The sequence below is a fragment of the Thioalkalivibrio versutus genome, assembly GCF_001999325.1.
Taxonomy (GTDB): Bacteria; Pseudomonadota; Gammaproteobacteria; order Ectothiorhodospirales; family Ectothiorhodospiraceae; genus Thioalkalivibrio; species Thioalkalivibrio versutus.
Genome location: NZ_MVAR01000035.1, coordinates 26,956 through 43,015 on the forward strand (window position 1 = coordinate 26,956; position 16,060 = coordinate 43,015).

A 16,060-nucleotide genomic window follows, 5' to 3' on the forward strand; every position below is an offset into this window, starting at 1 on the left:
CCGGGCCGCAGGCCTGGTTGTTACTTCTTGTCGTCGTCTACCGACAGCACCGCGAGGAAGGCTTCCTGCGGGACATCCACCCGGCCGATCGACTTCATGCGTTTCTTGCCCGCCTTCTGCTTTTCCAGCAGCTTGCGCTTGCGCGAGACATCCCCGCCGTAGCACTTGGCCAGCACGTTCTTGCGCATCGCCTTGACCGTGGAGCGCGCGATGATCTTCGACCCGATCGCTGCCTGGATCGCCACCTCGTACATCTGACGCGGGATGATCTTCGCCATGCGCTCAATGATCTGGCGCCCGCGCGACTCGGCGTGGTCGCGATGCACGATTGCCGACAGCGCATCCACCCGGTCGCCGTTGATCAGGATATCCACACGTACCAGCGGCGCCGCCTCGAACCGCAGCGGCTGATAGTCGAACGACGCATAGCCACGGGTCGCGGACTTCAACCGATCGAAGAAGTCCAGCATCACCTCGGACATCGGCAACTCGTAGGCCAGCTGCACCTGGCGCCCCAGGTACTGCATCTTGGTCTGCGACCCGCGCTTTTCCACGCACAGCGTGATCACCGCGCCGACATACTCCTGCGGGACCAGGATATTGGCCTCGATGATCGGCTCGCGGATCTCGCCGATCTCGTTGTTCGGGGGCAGCTCCGAGGGGTTGTGCACCATGACCACCTCGCCGTCGCTTCTTTCCACCTCGTAGACCACGGTGGGCGCGGTGGTGATCAGGTCGAGGTCGTATTCACGCTCCAGACGCTCCTGCACGATCTCCATGTGCAGCATGCCGAGGAAACCGCAGCGAAAGCCGAAGCCCAGCGCCTGCGAGGTCTCCGGCTCGAAGGACAACGCGGCATCGTTCAGGCGCAACTTGTCCAGGGCATCGCGCAGGTCGTTGAAGTCCTCTGCACTGACCGGGAACAGCCCGGCAAACACCCGCGGCTGAACCTCCTGGAAGCCCGGAACGGGTTCGGAGGCCGGGTTGTTGAAGTCCGTAAAGGTATCCCCGACCTTGGCCCCGGAGATGTCCTTGATGGTCGCGATCAGATAGCCGACATCGCCAACCTCCAGGGTCGCGCGATCCACCGGCTTGGGCGTGAACACCCCCACCCGGCTGACCTCGTGGGCACGCCCGACCGACATCGCCTTGATCTTCTGCCCGGCGCGGAAGCGTCCGGCCTTCACCCGCACCAGCGCGACCACGCCCAGGTAGTTGTCGTACCAGGAGTCGATCACCAGCGCCTTGGGTGCAGCCTCGGAATCGCCCTCCGGCGGCGGGATACGACGCACGATCTCTTCCAGCAGTTCGGCCATCCCCTCGCCGGTCTTCGCGGAGACTCGCAGGGCGTCGGTGGCCTCGATACCGATCACATCCTCGATCTCGGCCGCCACCCGATCCGGCTCGGCGGCCGGCAAGTCGATCTTGTTCAGGACCGGAACGACCTCCAGGCCCTGGTCGAGCGCGGTGTAGCAGTTCGCGACGCTTTGCGCCTCCACCCCCTGCGACGCATCGACCACCAGCAGTGCGCCTTCGCAGGCGAACAGCGAGCGCGACACCTCGTAGGAGAAATCCACGTGCCCCGGGGTGTCGATGAGGTTCAGCTGGTAGCGCTGACCATCCTGGGCGTCATAGAACAGCGACACGCTCTGCGCCTTGATGGTGATTCCGCGCTCGCGCTCCAGATCCATCGAGTCCAGCACCTGCTCCGACATCTCGCGCTCGGTCAGGCCGTTGCAACCCTGGATCAGGCGGTCCGCCAGCGTGGACTTGCCATGGTCGATGTGCGCGATGATGGAGAAATTGCGGGTAAGGCGGGTTTCGGTCATGCAGGGGCCAGTAGGTCCAGCAGTGCCTTTCGGTCAAGGAAATGGCAGCAGAGAATGTCGTCGTCGACCGCGAGCACCGGGACCTTGACGTTGAAACGCGCCTGCAGGTCCGGGTGCTCGTCGATGTCGACGACCGTAAGCGCGAAAGTATAACGGCTTTTGAGGGCCATGATCTCGGCCAGCATGTCATGGCAGAGACCGCAGCTCTCGCGATGATAAAGGGTCAGTTCGGTCATCCAGAAACGATTGGGAGGGCTGCCGAACCCGCCGGCAGCCCTCCCGTTCTCCATTGCTGCCCCGCAGCACCCGCGCCGTTGGACCCGCGCGAGCGCAGCACGAGGCGGTTTCAGTCCCGCGGAACGCGCAGGGCGATATAGGTCGGATTGCCACCACGGTACACCAGTACCGGCACCGTGCGCCGCTCACCCACCTCTTCGATCCGCTTCTCCAGGGTCTCCACCGAGTCGACCGCATGGCCGCCAAACTGGACGATCACGTCGCCGGAGCGCACCCCGGCCGAGCGCGCCGGATTGTCGGTGACGTCCCGGACCACCAGGCCGCCATCGACGTCCAGCTCTGCGGCACGCTCGGCATCCAGCGGCTCCAGGACCATCCCCAACAGGCTTTGCGGCTCGGTCCGCTCCGGGGCCTCACGCTGCGGCCCCCCGCGCTGGGCGGAGATATCCTCCGGCAGACGCTCGATCTCGACGATGATGGTGCGAGTCTCGTCACCACGGCGCACCTCGACCTCGGCCTCGGCGCCCACCGGCGTGCGCCCGACAATCGGCGGCAGCGCGGACGAGTTCGGCACCTCGATGCCGTTGAACGACAGGATCACGTCCCCGGTTTCAAAGCCGGCCTTCTGCGCCGGACTGTCCGGCTGCACGCGCGAGACCAGCGCCCCGGCCGGCTTGTCCATGCCGAAGGAGTCGGCCAGCTCGCGGGTCACTTCCTGGATCAGCACACCCAGCCAGCCACGCGTCACCTCGCCGTGCTCGCGCAACTGCTGTACCACGTCGCCCACCATCTCGATCGGTACGGCAAAGGACAGCCCCATGAAACCGCCGGTCCGGCTGTAGATCTGCGCGTTGACGCCAATCACCTCGCCATCCAGGTTCAGCAGCGGCCCGCCGGAGTTGCCCGGGTTGATGGCCACATCGGTCTGAATGAACGGCACGTAATTCTCGCTCGGGAGGCTGCGCCCCTTGGCACTGACGATGCCGGCGGTCACCGAGTGATCGAAGCCGAACGGCGAACCGATCGCCAGCACCCATTCGCCAACCTTCAGATCGGACGAGGAGCCGAGTTTCAGAGTGGGCAGGTTCTCGGCGTCAATCTTGAGCAGGGCCACATCACTCTGCGGGTCCTTGCCAACGATCTCGGCGTCGAACACGCGCCGGTCGGACAGGTGCACGACAACCTCCGAGGCGCCCTCCACCACATGGTTCGCGGTGATGATGTAGCCATCTTCGGTATAGATGAACCCGGAACCCAGCGAGTTGCGCTCGAAGCGCTCAGGCCCGCGCGGGCCTTCGCCCCCGGGGCCCCCAAAGAAACGTTCGAACAGGTCCTCGAAGGGCGAGCCCTCGAAGTCCGGCATCTGACTGCGATGCGGGTTCTCGCGCTCGCGGGTGGTCGCGATATTCACCACCGCCGGGCTGTGCTCCTCCGCCAGCGGCACGAAGTCCGGCAGCATGCGCGCCGAGGCCGGCAGCGACAGGGCGAGAAAGGTCAGGGCCACCAGTGCCCATTGCATCGGTTTCATCATCATCCAGCCCGCATTGGGAAGTCGTAGGTTCATGGCTCTAGAAAGCCGGCCCGGCCACAAGTTCCCGGCGACCGGCGCGAAGATTCAGGGCCGGGGCGCAGCCATGGGTGCCGCAGCGCGGTGGGTTCCCGTGGCCGGATGGCGCTCCAGCAGCACCGGCGCCAGATCCGGGGCGCGCCGGCGCAGCCAGGCGCGCACGCCGAGCAGCCCGCCCGCGAACCCCAGGGCCCCGGCCAGCAAGTGAAAGCCCTCTCCGAGTCCGGGCACGACCAGCATCAGCAGTGCCGGCGCCGCCACCAGGCCGGCGAGCGGCAACAGGTACATCGCCAGGGCCCCCGAAACCAGCGCCTGATCGCGAATACCCAGGGTCACGGTATCTCCCGGCTGCAGCGAGCCGGGATGGCCGATGGACACCTCCACTGCCTTGCGGCCCAGCACCTCGGACAGGACGCCGCTGCCGCAGCCCGTCCGGGCCGAACAACTGCCGCAGGTCGAACGGCGCTCGATACGCACACGCGCCGCGTAGCCCTCCACCGAGAGCACGGTTCCCTGTTCGCGGATCCATTCACTCATGCTTGCGAGCCCATGTGGCGATTCAATTGCCGGGGTGATGCACCACGGCGTCCAGCACGCCCCGCACCGTCGCCTGCGGGACATCGCCCACCGCAGTGACCTGGTGCCCCGCGATCGAACGCGCGGCCCCGTGCGTGGCCCCGGCACGTGTCGTGCCCTCGAACATCTGCTCGCCGCTGGCCTTCTCGATATAGACCGAGACCGAGGCCAGACCGTCGCTCAACACGAAATGACGCAGGCTAGCCTGGTCGTCTCCGACACGGCGTTCGGACGCGGCAATCGCGGAAAAGCCATCCGGCAGTTTGGCAAAGCTCCAGCCGTCCATGCCGGTCTGCTCGTCCCAGTCGGGCTTCTTGTGCCCATGGTCGGCTCGCACCTCGACATGCTCGGCGTCCTCGCGGGTCGCCTCGAGGGCGGTTTCCGCGACCTCGTCAAGATGCTCAAGATCGGTAAAGGCCAGGCGCTCAAGCAGCGCCCCGTGACCGTCGTACAGTTCGCTGAGCAAGGGGAGCGCGGTCGCGGTGTGCAGGCAGTAGCGATGGCTGTAACGCAGCATATCGCGGGCACGCGCTAGGATCATGCGGCACTCGAGTCCGGCGACACGGTCCACGCCCATGTCTTCCAGGGCGTAGTGATCGTGATGTTCGAGCAGGAAGACTGGCGCTCCGGCCGGCCAGTGCGGGGCCCCTCCACCACCTTCGCCGGCTGCGGCCCGGGCTCCCTTCAACGCGCTCAGACGGTCGACCGACCGCAGGATCTCGCGGTGGCTTCCGGTCAGGGTTTCCAGGCGCTCGCGGTAGCCACCGTTCTCGGCGGCGTGCACCACACGAATGGCGTCCAGTCGGTCATCCCGCTGGAGCACGAAAGTTCCCTGGTAACTCTCCGAATGCAGGCTACTGGTCATCCGCTGCAGCCAGTCTGCCGGGGATTGATCCCCGGCCAGAACCGGCAACGGAACACAGCAAAGTGCAGTGGCGGCAACCAGGACGAACGGTAGGCCGCGGCGCATCACGCGTTACTCGTCACTCACCGAGTAACGAACCCGGCCCAGGGCGGTAGAACCCGGCCCGGTCAGTTCCGCGTGATTTTCGAGGTAGCGGGCAAAGCGTGGGTCCAGCGACTCGCGTCCGGCGGCCGGGGCCTCGACGTCGGAGGTACTGGCCCGCTGCACGCCATCGGCGACCTGTGCCGGGGTACGGGTCTCGCTGGCGACCGGAGCGGCCTCCTGCGTGCCCGTGTCGGGCCCCAGCATCTGCATCCCGACAAGGGTCACCATCGCGACCGCGGCGGCCACACCAGTGCCCGCAACCGGCTTCAGCCAGCGCGGCTGCGCCGGCTTGTGGGCAGCCGACAGCGGCGCCTCGTCGGCCAGGGCCGCATGGACACCGTCCATGAAGTTCGCGGGGGCCGTGCGGCGCATCCCGCCGCGCAGACTATCGCCGATCAGGTGATAGCGTTCCCACTGACCGCGGTCCTCTTCGGACTTGACCAGTTCATCCATCAGGCGACGCGTCTCGAAGTCATCCGTTTCTCCGTCCACCAGGGCCGAAAGACGTTCATTCTTTGAGACTTGCTCTGTCATGTCGCTACTCGTTCAGTTGTTGTCTAACAAAGGACGCAAGGTCCGGTCGATGGCCTCGCGGGCCCGAAAGATACGCGACCGGACCGTGCCGATCGGGCATCCCATCGTCTGCGCGATTTCCTCGTAACTCAGTCCCTCGATCTCGCGCAGTGTGATGGCCATCCGAAGGTCGTCGGGCAGTTCCTCGATGGTGCGACGCACCGCCCCTTCAATCTCTTCGGACAACAGCTCCCCCTCCGGGGTTGCACTGTCCTTCAGGGCGGAGTCACCGCCCATCTGTTCCGCGTCCTGCGCATCGATTTCGGCCTCGGGCCGCCGCCGTCCCTGGGAGACAAGGTGATTCTTGGCCGTATTGATGGCGATGCGGTAGAGCCACGTATAGAACGCACTCTCGCCGCGAAAGTTCGCCAGCCCCTTGTAGGCCTTAATAAAGGCCTCCTGAGACACGTCCAGGGCCGCTGCATGGTCATGGACATAACGCCCAACCAGGTTGACGATCTTGTGCTGGTACTTCAGCACCAAGACGTCGAAGGCCGCCTTGTCGCCCTTCTGAACTCGCTTGACCAGGGCCTCGTCGGAAGCCTTCTCGCTCATGCGGGGACTCCCGCCAACACGCCAGTCTCCGGTATTCTATGTTGCATGGACCGCCTGACTCGCATTAAGTTCGCTTTGCGCACAACACTGTTGCGCAAGGGCCACAATTCGCTCTGGCAACAAGCGCAGCACGTTACCTGACCCATGGGGACAGTACAACAACCGCGCCTGGCGGACGTCCTCGTGATTGGAAGCGGCGCGGCGGGGCTCTCCGCAGCCCTGCATCTGGCCCCGCACCGTCGCGTCACCGTGATCAGCAAGGGCCCGGTGGACGAGGGTTCTACCCGCTATGCCCAAGGCGGAATCTCGGCAGTCCTCGACCGCACCGACTCCTTCGATGCCCACATTCAGGACACCCTGGACGCGGGCGCGGGCCTGTGTGACCCGGACGCCGTGCGCCGCACCGTGGCGGCGGGCCCCGAGGCGATCCACTGGCTACTCAACCTCGGCGTGCCGTTCACCCGCGAGCCGCTCGAGGGCCGCAGCCGGCTGCACCTGACCCGCGAGGGCGGGCACAGCGCCCGGCGCGTCGCGCACGCCGCCGATGCCACCGGGCGAGCCATCGAAGAGGCCCTGGTGCGCAGCGCCTCGGGCCAGGGCAGCATCGAGGTGTTCGAACGCCACGTGGCCGTGGACCTGATCACCCAACCAGTGGACGGCACCCGCCGCGTGGTTGGCGCCTACGTGCAGGACGCCAAGACCCGTGAGGTGGAGACCATCCTCGCCCCGACCGTGATCCTTGCAACCGGCGGCGCCAGCAAGGTCTACCTCTATAGCTCCAATCCGGACGGCTCCACCGGCGACGGCATCGCGATGGCCTGGCGCGCCGGGTGCCGCATCGCCAACATGGAGTTCATGCAGTTCCACCCGACCTGCCTGTTCCATCCGCGGGCCAAGTCGTTCCTGATCTCCGAGGCGGTCCGCGGCGAGGGTGGTGTCCTGCTCCTGCCAAACGGCGAACGCTTCATGCCGCGCTTCGACGAGCGCGCCGAACTGGCCCCGCGCGACATCGTCGCCCGCGCCGTCGACCACGAGATGAAGCGCCTCGGCATCGACCACGTGAACCTCGACATCAGCCACAAACCGGCCGAGTTCATCCGCGAACACTTCCCCACCATTCACGAGCGCTGCCTGGAATTCGGCTTCGACATGACCCGCGAGCCGCTGCCGGTGGTGCCGGCCGCGCACTACACCTGCGGCGGCGTGATGGTGAACCACTTCGGCCAGACCGACCTGCCGGGGCTGTACGCCGCCGGCGAGGCCTCCTACACAGGTCTTCACGGCGCGAACCGTATGGCCAGCAACTCGCTCCTGGAGTGCCTGGTGTATGCCCGTGCCGCGGCCGACCACATCCTGTCGCAGACCGATTTGCCCGCCCCCGAGAATCTCCCCGTGCCGCCGGCCTGGGACGAGTCCCGAGTGACCGAGTCACAGGAGGAGGTGGTGGTCGCCCACGACTGGGACGAGCTGCGCCGGCTGATGTGGGACTACGTCGGGATCGTGCGCGCACGCGAACGCCTGCACCGCGCCGAGCGGCGCATCCGCATCCTGCAGGAAGAGATTCACGAGTATTACAGCCACTTCCGCATCTCCCCGGACCTGCTGGAACTGCGCAACTTGGCCATGGTCGCCGAGATCATCGTGAAGAGTGCCCTGTCGCGCAAGGAAAGCCGCGGGCTGCACTTCATCCGCGACTACCCGGACACCGACCCGGCCCTGGACGGCCAGCCGACCATCCTCGCCCCCGAAAACGCCCTGCGCCCGGGCGACACCCGCCGGCCGTAATCCTTCTGGGTTCGAGCACCGCGCCTGCCTTCCCTCCCGTCATTGCGAGGAGCGCAGCGACGAAGCACAAAAGCAGCGAAGCTGCGTTGAACGGCCGCAGGCCGGCCCGAAGGGCGAGCGGAGCGAGTAACCCACCCCACGCTGGCAAAGCGCTGGGATCAGGTGGCCGAGCACATCGATTGCCACGTCGCCTGCGGCGACTCGCAATGACGGGTTCAGCTAGACACGCGGCGCGTTACCACCACTTCTCGTATTTCAGCTGCGCCTCGGGGATGCCCCATTCCGCCAGCAGGGTGGCCATGTCCTCGATGAACTCGCGCGAGCCACAGAAGTAAAACAGCGCATCGCGCGGCAGATCGAGCGACTCCAGCAGCCGATGGCTGATACGTCCGGTGTGGCCCAGCCAGTCCTCGGCCTCGCGGGTCACGGTCAGGCTGACGTCGATATTCGGCGCCTTGGCCATCGCCTCCAGCTCCTGCGGGAACAGCACCTCGTCCTGGTGCGCCACGCTGTACACCAGATGCGCATAGACCTCGGGCATGTCGGCATGAATCGCGCGCAGGATGCCGAACAGCGGCGTCACGCCGATGCCGGCCCCCAGCAGCACGACATTCCTTGCCATGCCGGGCTCGAAGAAGAAACTGCCCTGTCCCGGCGTGATGTACACGGTGTCGCCTTCCTGCGCGACCGCGTGCAGGTGATGCGTCGCGTGGTGGTGGTCAGCGTACTTGATGGCCAGTTGCAAGCGGCCATCCGCGCGCGGCGCGGACACGACCGAATAACCACCGACGAAGGGCTTGCCCTCGGGTTGCGGGATCACCAGATCCAGCCACTGGCCGGCCTTGCTGGTAAAGCGCTGCGGGTCCGCGGCCAGGGTGAACACCTTGATCAACGGGGTAACCTGCTCGATCGACTCGATCCGGGCCGGCAGGAAATGGTCGGGCAGTTCGACGGCGTCGCTCATCTCGGGTCCTTGGTCTCGGATTCGTCGTAAGGCTGGCGCTCGCGGCGCCGCGCCTCCTGATAAAGGGTCTCCTGGGCCGCGAAATCCAGCGCCCCCAGGGTCTCGCCGCACGCGGCGGCCAGGGCCTCCATATGCCGGAAGCGGGCCTCGAACTTGCGCGTACTTCCGCGTAGCGCCCCCTCCGGATCCACACCCAGGTGGCGCGCCCAGTTACTGACGGCAAACAGCACGTCGCCGACCTCCTCGGCGATGCGCGCCTCGGCCTCGCCCTGATCCACGGCCTCCTGCACCTCGGCCAGCTCCTCGTGGATCTTGGCGACCACCGGCGCCGGATCGTCCCAGTCAAAACCGAGCCGGGCGGCGCGGCGCTGGCTCTTCACCGCCCGCGACAGGGCCGGCAGAGCCAGCGGGATGTCGTCCATGGCGCTGGTCTGGGCACGATCGGCACGCTCCCGGGCCTTGTCCTCCTCCCAGGCCGCCTCGCGCTCCGCATCCGAGGCATGCTCGACATCGGCAAACACGTGCGGATGCCGGCGCACCAGCTTGTCGCCGATCGCGCGCGCTACATCATCCAGATCGAAGCGCCCGGCCTCCTCGGCGATGCGCGCCTGGAACACGACCTGGAACAGCAGGTCGCCCAGCTCATCGCGCAACTCGCGGGTATCCGCGGCCTCGCCCTGATCGCGCGCGATCACGTCGGCCAGTTCATAGGCCTCTTCCAGGGTGAACGGGACGATAGTCCCGGCCGTCTGCGCCCGGTCCCAGGCACAGCCGGATTCGGGATCACGCAGCCGCGCCATGATCGCCCGCAGGCGGTCCAGCGGACCCGGCACGTCAACGGGTGTGTGTTCGGTCATCGCGGGAGTGTACGGGGTCCGGCAGGCGGTAAAAACCGCCCACCGGATGAACATTCGGAACCGGTAGCTCCTGGCGGGGCCACCGGAAGGGGTCGAACTAACCCTGCTGATCGGTCTCGCAGAGGCGCCTCTTCTCGTCCGGCAGGTTGTCGGGGCAGATCCCGCAACCCTCGTTGCCCGGCAGGGCCCAGTCGATCTTCTTCGGGTACGGCAGGTCCATCTCGTCCATGATTTTCACGAACTCCGCCTCCGGCTTGCCTTTGCCCAGGCGCGGGTTGCGCATCTTCTCCTGGCCGATGGTGGTGATCTGGCGCTCTTCGTAATCGTGCGCGGGATACACCAGGGTCTCGTCCGGCAGGGTGAAGAACTTTTCGTGAATCGAGTGATAGAGCGTCTTGGCATCCCCCGACTGGAAGTCGGTGCGGCCACAGGCCTCGATCAGCAGGGCGTCGCCGGAGAACAGCATTTTCAGGCCCACGTGATCCATCAGGTAGGCGTGGTGCGCATCCGTGTGTCCCGGGGTATAGAGCGGGTTGACCACCAGGTTGCCCACCTGGAAGGGCTCGCCCTCGCGCAGGCCGAAATCGCGACACGGCAGTTCGTCCATCGCCGGCCCGCCCAGCTTGCAGCCGGTTTTTTCGCGCAGCATCCGGGCGCCGGTGATGTGGTCGGCGTGGATATGGGTCTCGATGACGTAATCGAGGCTCAGGCCCATCTCCTGCAACACGCGCATGTCGCGGTCGACGGTTTCGATGACCGGGTCGATCAATGCGGTCTTACCGGTATCCGGGCAGCTCAGAAGATAGGTATAGGTGGACGACTCGTCCTCGAACAGTTGCTTGAAGATCATTGCGATTGCCTCCATGGCCCGGCGGGCCGAACGTTAGTGACCTGATGCTAGCGCAGCCAACCCGGAACAACCCAAACCAGCCCGACAATCCATGCAGGTGTTTTCCTACGAACCCGTGCCGCGGGAACGAGTTCCCCGCGTGGGGGAACTTCTGTCGGGCCCATCGCCCGGCTATCATCCGCGGCTGACCAATACGCACCAATCAAGGGACTCATCATGGATGCCAATCAAGTGGCCGAACTCATTCGCGCCGGCCTGCCGTCGGCCGAGAAGGTCGAGGTTACCGGAGGCGAGGGCAAGTTCGAGGCCCTGGTCGTCAGCCCACAGTTTGCTGGCATGAACGCGGTCAAGAAACATCAGACCGTCTACGCCACCGTACGCGAGCAGATCGACTCCGGCGAACTCCACGCCCTGTCCATCCGCGCCTTCACCCCCGAGGATGCCCCGAGCGCCTGAGGCGTTCAGCGCGCGTGCCGATGCTGTCGCCCAAGGGTCGCGAGGAGATCGAACGCCTGCTGGAGGGCGGCCTGGTACACGACTGGGGCGAGGCCGAGACCACCCTGCGCAACGTCACGCGCATGCTGCTGACCACCCGCCCCGACCTCCTGCGCCTGTATTTCACTCCCGAGGCCTGGGAGCAGATTACCGCCTGGCCGCAGAAGAAGGCCGCCAACGCGATCATCGCGGCGTTGCGCACCGGCGTGGTGGACACCCTGGGGCGGCCCGCCATCGCCAACCGCGAGCAGGCGCGGTTCTATTTGCTGTGCTTTCAGGACGACCTCACCGAGCGGGTCGACACCTGGTGCCGCGAGCACCCCGAGGAATGCCCACGGCGCAGCCGCAAGCGCACCACGGCCCTGCCCGACGACTCCGACACATGAACAACCCCGCGATCCAGACCTGTGGCGACCCGGCCCTGCAGGACGCGCTCGTGACCCTGTTCGCCCGCTACGGCCTGCGCCTGGTCGCGCACCCGGCCCAGGCGCCGCTGCCCGGCAGCTGGTGGGGCGAACCCGAGGCCGGGATCGTCGGCCATGACGTGCATGTGCGTCCCGACACCCCCATCCACTCGGCCCTGCATGAGGCCGGACATGTCATCTGCATGGACGCAGGACGGCGCGCCGCCCTGCATACCAATGCGGGCGGCGACGACCTGGAGGAGTGCGGCGTATGTTATCTGCAGATCCTGCTGGCCGACGAGATCCCCGGCGTCGGCCGCGACCGGCTGATGCGGGACATGGACGCCTGGGGCTACAGCTTCCGCCTGGGAAATACCGCCGCCTGGTTCCGCGAGGATGCCGCCGACGCGCGGGGCTTTCTGCAAGCCCATGACCTGATCGACGCCGCCGACCGACCGCGCTTCGCCTGCCGTGGGGCGGCGTCAGCGCTTCCCGCCACCAGATCGGATGCTACACTGGCGCCAGTCGAGTAACCCGCGTGGCGGGTACGCCCCGCGGCCCGCCACGCGGCGCTGCAGCGCGGGAACGGATTGGCACAGCACGGATCGGGAACCGCCCCATGGATAGCACCAGCATTGATGCCCTGCTTCAGGACTTGGACCTGACCTCCAGCCTGTCGGAGCAAGCCCGCGGCGAACTGGCCGCGGCCTGCCTGGCCCGGGAGCTGGACGCCGGGCGGCGCCTGCGCCCGCAGGAGGTCGAGGATCGCTACCTGTTCCTGGTACGCGGCCAGCTGGTCCGCGTCAGCGGCGGCAGTCCGGCCCGCATCACCCTGGAGTCGACCGATCCGGACAGCCCCCTGCAGATGTTCGACCAGAACATCGGGCAGCAGGACTTCCTCATTACCGAGAAGACCTGTCAGTTGCTGGAGATCCCCACAGCGGCGCTGAAGAAGGCCCACAGTGCCTCGCTCGTAGTGCACGACACCGACCTGGACGACACCGAGGGTGCCTTCTTCGGCGAGCTCTACGACCTGATCACCAGCAATCGGCTGGAATTGCCGACCATGCCGGAGATCGCGCTGCGCATTCAGGAACTGACTAACGATCCGGATGCCGACCTGGACAAGCTCACCGAGGTCATCCAGCGCGACGGGACGATCGCCGGTGCGCTGCTGCACGCCACCAACAGCCCGCTGTTTCGCGCCGCCAAGCAGATCCAGTCCGTGCGCGACGCAGTCAACCGCCTGGGCTTTCGCAACACCCGCATGCTGGCGATGAACATGGCCCTGCGTCAGGCCTTCAAGGCCAAGCACGCCTCGACCCGCGACGCGATGGAGTCCAGCTGGAAACACGGCGCCCTGCAATCGGCCTACAGCTACCTGATCGCGGACTCGCTGAAGCAGCTGGACCGCGAGCGGGCACTGCTGGCCGGGCTGGTCGCCGGGATCGGCGCGGTCCCGATCATCCAGTTCGTGGAACTGCGCGAGGACCATCCCGACCGCGAGCGCGTGCAATCGCTGGTGCGGCGCCTGAGCAATCTCGCCGGCGTCCTGGTAATCAACTACTGGGATCTGGGCGGCGACCTGGTAACGGTCGCTGAACACGCCGGAGACTGGGGCTATCGCGCCAGCGAACCGGACTACGCCAGCATCGCCCTGGTCGCGGAATGGGCCACCCGCCGCGCCGAAGGCGAGGCCGTGCCCGATGCCACCGATGTCGCGGCCTTCGAGGTCCTCGGGATCACCCCGCCCCCACCCGGCGAGCCGATCGCGTTCCTGGAAGAGCGCGCCGAGGATCTGGCAGAACTCCGCGCCATGTTCAACGTCTGAACCGCGGTGATCGAGCAACGCCTCCCCCAGCTGCGCCCGTTTTCCGAGCTGAGCGACCGGGCCCGCGACAAGCTACTGCAACACGCCCGGACCATGACGGTGGATCCGGGCTTCAAGCTGCATGCACGCGACGAATTCCGCAGCATGATCTTCCTGCTGGAAGGCCGCATGATCCTGGCCAGCGGGCGCAATTCGGTCATGTTGAAAGGCGACAGCAGCGAAGCGCTGAACCCCCTGTTCGATGCGCACGACTACCACAGCCATGCCATCGCCGCGACTCGCTCGACCCTCGCCATGCTTGATCGCAAGGTCTATGAAACCCTGATCGACGGCGGCGGCCAGGACAGCGTCGAGGTCAGCGAGATCGAGCTATCCGATCTCGAGGGCGAACTGTTCAGCAGCATCTACACCCATGCCTACTCCGGGGAACTGGCCCTGCCCCAGCTCCCCGAGGTTGCCCTGCACCTGCAGCGGGCCCTGAAGGATCCGGATGTCTCCATCGCCGAGGCCACCCGGATCATCGAGGAAGATCCGAGTGTAGCCGGCCGCCTGCTGAGTGTGGCCAACAGCCCGGCCATGGGCAGCCGCCGTGTCGTCTCGCGCCTTCAGGATGCCGTCGCCCGGCTTGGACTGGAACGCACCCGCCAGTTGGTGATGGCCCTGGCGATGCACCAGGTCTTCATCCATCGCGACAACCCCTACCACGAACTGCTGGAACGCCTGTGGCGGCGCTCCGCACGCATTGCCGCGGTCAGTTGCGTGCTGGCCGACCAGTGCGAGGCCGCCGATCCACAGAGTGCGTTGCTCGCCGGACTCCTGCACCGCGTCGGGGCCTTGCCGGTCATCGCCGAGGTCGCCCGCACCCATCCGGATCGAACACCCGGGGAAGTGGAACGCGTACTGTTCCGACTGGAAGGCCTGATCGGCGAACTGGTTGCCCAGCAATGGGACCTGGCATCCGATATCATAGAGGCCATTCGCGATTCCGGCGGCCCGGAAAACCCGGAGGCTCACGCCCTGACCGACATCGTGCGAATCGCCCGCGCCGCATGCCCGCGGGATGCCGAAGACGACCTGCTCGCCGACCGCATCCCGCTCACCGACCTGCGGGCAGTGGAACGCCTCGGCTTTATCCTGGACGAGGACGGCAACCTGCCCGCCATCGAGACGGCTAGGCAGGAAGTCGAGGCGCTGATCCGCGAGGTTGCCTGAGCACGCCCGATCGCCCCACGCCGGCCGCACAACCCGGCCGCCACGAAATTCAGGGAAGGTCCATGGACACTCGAATCCGCCCCCAGCCCGGTGAAAAACAGCGCGCCGCCGACAAGGTCGCGCGCATCCCGGTCAAGATCCATCCCACCGAGAAGCCCCAGCGCAAGCCCAAGTGGATCCGCGCGCAAAGCCAGGCACGGCCCGAGGTACAGCGCATCAAGGGCATCCTGCGCGAGCAGAAACTGCACACCGTCTGCGAGGAGGCCAGCTGCCCGAACCTCGGCGAATGCTTCGCCCACGGCACCGCCACCTTCATGATCATGGGCGACATCTGCACCCGCCGCTGCCCGTTCTGCGACGTCGCCCACGGCCGCCCCGAGGCCCTGGACGCGGACGAGCCCCGTCACCTGGCCGAGACCATCCAGGCGCTTGGCCTCAAGTACGTCGTGATCACCTCGGTGGACCGCGACGACCTGCGCGACGGGGGTGCCGGGCACTTTGTCGACTGCATCCGCGAGGTGCGCTCCCTGAATCCGGGCATGAAAATCGAAATCCTCGTACCGGATTTTCGCGGTCGCATGGATCGCGCGCTCGAAATCATGCAGCAGGCCCCGCCGGACGTGTTCAACCACAACCTGGAGACGGTCCCGCGCCTGTACCGCGAAGCCCGCCCGGGCGCCGACTACGCCTGGTCGCTGGAGCTGCTCCGGCAGTTCCGGGAACAGCACCCTGGCGTGCCGACAAAGTCGGGCCTGATGCTGGGGCTCGGCGAGACCCGTGAAGAACTGCTGGAGGTCCTGCAGGATCTGCGCGACCACGGCTGCGACATGCTGACCCTGGGCCAGTACCTGCAGCCGTCGCGCCATCACCTGCCGGTGACGCGCTTCCTCTCCCCCGAGGAGTTCGACGAGCTCGGCGACCGCGCCCGCGAGATGGGCTTCAAGCAGGTGGCCAGCGGCCCGATGGTCCGCTCGTCCTACCACGCCGACCTCCAGGCCCAGGGCCTCGAAACCGCCTGACCCGTCCCGAGTGCCTTGCCGCGGCAACGCGTCCGGTGCGGCCTGGCTGCTCCGAACGTTCACGTGTCGTACCAGCGCAGCCCGTAGCTAGAGCGGCTTGAAAACCGATTGTTTACAGGGCCTCGCGCCACCGCCTGCCTGGTCGTGGCTGGCCCCGGTTCATCCTCTGGTGTTTACGGTGGCTCCGGTCCGCATACTGCCCGGCGCTGACCCGCCAGCGCGCCCCGAGGCACTTTCTTGCTTGCCCAAAGCAGGGCACCCGGATTCCGCCCAGGAACCTTGCTCCAGGGCCCTCGG

General features: G+C 66.6%; 17 protein-coding genes. 7 read left to right on the forward strand and 10 right to left on the reverse strand.

The genetic code is table 11. From position 1 onward, the window contains the following. Nucleotides 1-20: 20 nt before the first annotated feature. The 7 genes from lepA to rpoE all read right to left on the reverse strand — a co-directional run bounded on the left by lepA (nt 21) and on the right by rpoE (nt 6,346). Nucleotides 21-1,829 (reverse strand): translation elongation factor 4, encoded by a 1,809-nt coding sequence (gene lepA, locus B0684_RS11960; protein WP_018144064.1) that lies wholly within the window; start codon nt 1,827-1,829, stop codon nt 21-23. Continuing rightward, on the reverse strand, nt 1,826-2,065 hold the full coding sequence (locus tag B0684_RS11965) for a glutaredoxin family protein (protein WP_018168141.1): 240 nt from the start codon (nt 2,063-2,065) through the stop codon (nt 1,826-1,828). The genes lepA and B0684_RS11965 overlap by 4 nt, the downstream gene beginning before the upstream one ends. 110 nt (nt 2,066-2,175) lie before the next feature. Continuing rightward, the gene (locus B0684_RS11970; protein ID WP_018144066.1) at nt 2,176-3,600 is read right to left on the reverse strand and encodes a DegQ family serine endoprotease; all 1,425 of its coding nucleotides are present in this window, start codon (nt 3,598-3,600) and stop codon (nt 2,176-2,178) included. Between the two features lie 81 nt (nt 3,601-3,681). Beyond that, a complete protein-coding gene (locus tag B0684_RS11975; RefSeq protein ID WP_018144067.1) occupies nt 3,682-4,170 on the reverse strand; it encodes a SoxR reducing system RseC family protein in 489 nt (162 codons plus the stop codon). A 22-nt stretch (nt 4,171-4,192) separates the two neighbouring features. Next, the gene (locus tag B0684_RS11980; RefSeq protein ID WP_026305876.1) at nt 4,193-5,179 is read right to left on the reverse strand and encodes a MucB/RseB C-terminal domain-containing protein; all 987 of its coding nucleotides are present in this window, start codon (nt 5,177-5,179) and stop codon (nt 4,193-4,195) included. Between the two features lie 6 nt (nt 5,180-5,185). After that, the gene (locus tag B0684_RS11985) at nt 5,186-5,752 is read right to left on the reverse strand and encodes a sigma-E factor negative regulatory protein (protein ID WP_018144069.1); all 567 of its coding nucleotides are present in this window, start codon (nt 5,750-5,752) and stop codon (nt 5,186-5,188) included. Nucleotides 5,753-5,764: 12 nt separating this feature from the next. Continuing rightward, nucleotides 5,765-6,346: an RNA polymerase sigma factor RpoE gene (rpoE, locus tag B0684_RS11990; RefSeq protein ID WP_018168138.1), complete on the reverse strand. Its 582-nt coding sequence runs from the start codon at nt 6,344-6,346 to the stop codon at nt 5,765-5,767. A gap of 144 nt (nt 6,347-6,490) precedes the next feature. Here rpoE and nadB point away from each other — a divergent pair, with 144 nt between their 5' ends. Further along, on the forward strand, nt 6,491-8,131 hold the full coding sequence (nadB, locus tag B0684_RS11995) for an L-aspartate oxidase (protein ID WP_018168137.1): 1,641 nt from the start codon (nt 6,491-6,493) through the stop codon (nt 8,129-8,131). Between the two features lie 235 nt (nt 8,132-8,366). Here nadB and B0684_RS12000 read toward each other — a convergent pair whose 3' ends face one another. Genes B0684_RS12000 through B0684_RS12010 form a run of 3 tightly spaced genes read right to left on the reverse strand, consistent with a single transcriptional unit; the run spans nt 8,367 to nt 10,802 of the window. Further along, nucleotides 8,367-9,095: a ferredoxin--NADP reductase gene (locus tag B0684_RS12000; RefSeq protein WP_018144072.1), complete on the reverse strand. Its 729-nt coding sequence runs from the start codon at nt 9,093-9,095 to the stop codon at nt 8,367-8,369. Next, entirely contained in the window at nt 9,092-10,006 is a 915-nt protein-coding gene (gene mazG, locus B0684_RS12005; RefSeq protein WP_018168136.1) for a nucleoside triphosphate pyrophosphohydrolase, read from the reverse strand. Before mazG ends, B0684_RS12000 begins: the two co-directional genes overlap by 4 nt. A 43-nt stretch (nt 10,007-10,049) precedes the next feature. After that, nucleotides 10,050-10,802 carry an MBL fold metallo-hydrolase gene (locus B0684_RS12010; protein WP_018649727.1) on the reverse strand — a complete coding sequence of 251 codons (753 nt, stop codon included), beginning with the start codon at nt 10,800-10,802 and terminating at the stop codon, nt 10,050-10,052. Between the two features lie 216 nt (nt 10,803-11,018). Between B0684_RS12010 and B0684_RS12015 the strand changes: the two genes are divergently transcribed. From B0684_RS12015 to lipA, 6 genes are all read left to right on the forward strand, one after another. Further along, nucleotides 11,019-11,258, forward strand: a complete 240-nt coding sequence (locus B0684_RS12015) for a BolA family protein (protein WP_018168134.1) — start codon at nt 11,019-11,021, stop codon at nt 11,256-11,258. A 20-nt stretch (nt 11,259-11,278) separates the two neighbouring features. Further along, complete coding sequence (locus B0684_RS12020; protein WP_018168133.1) at nt 11,279-11,683, forward strand: hypothetical protein; 405 nt, start codon at nt 11,279-11,281, stop codon at nt 11,681-11,683. After that, on the forward strand, nt 11,680-12,234 hold the full coding sequence (locus B0684_RS12025; protein ID WP_018168132.1) for a hypothetical protein: 555 nt from the start codon (nt 11,680-11,682) through the stop codon (nt 12,232-12,234). The genes B0684_RS12020 and B0684_RS12025 overlap by 4 nt, the downstream gene beginning before the upstream one ends. 86 nt (nt 12,235-12,320) lie before the next feature. Beyond that, nucleotides 12,321-13,532: an HDOD domain-containing protein gene (locus B0684_RS12030; protein ID WP_018649726.1), complete on the forward strand. Its 1,212-nt coding sequence runs from the start codon at nt 12,321-12,323 to the stop codon at nt 13,530-13,532. Nucleotides 13,533-13,538: 6 nt separating this feature from the next. Further along, the gene (locus B0684_RS12035) at nt 13,539-14,744 is read left to right on the forward strand and encodes an HDOD domain-containing protein (RefSeq protein ID WP_018176123.1); all 1,206 of its coding nucleotides are present in this window, start codon (nt 13,539-13,541) and stop codon (nt 14,742-14,744) included. Nucleotides 14,745-14,806: 62 nt separating this feature from the next. Beyond that, nucleotides 14,807-15,763, forward strand: a complete 957-nt coding sequence (gene lipA, locus B0684_RS12040; protein WP_018168129.1) for a lipoyl synthase — start codon at nt 14,807-14,809, stop codon at nt 15,761-15,763. Nucleotides 15,764-16,060 lie beyond the last annotated feature (297 nt).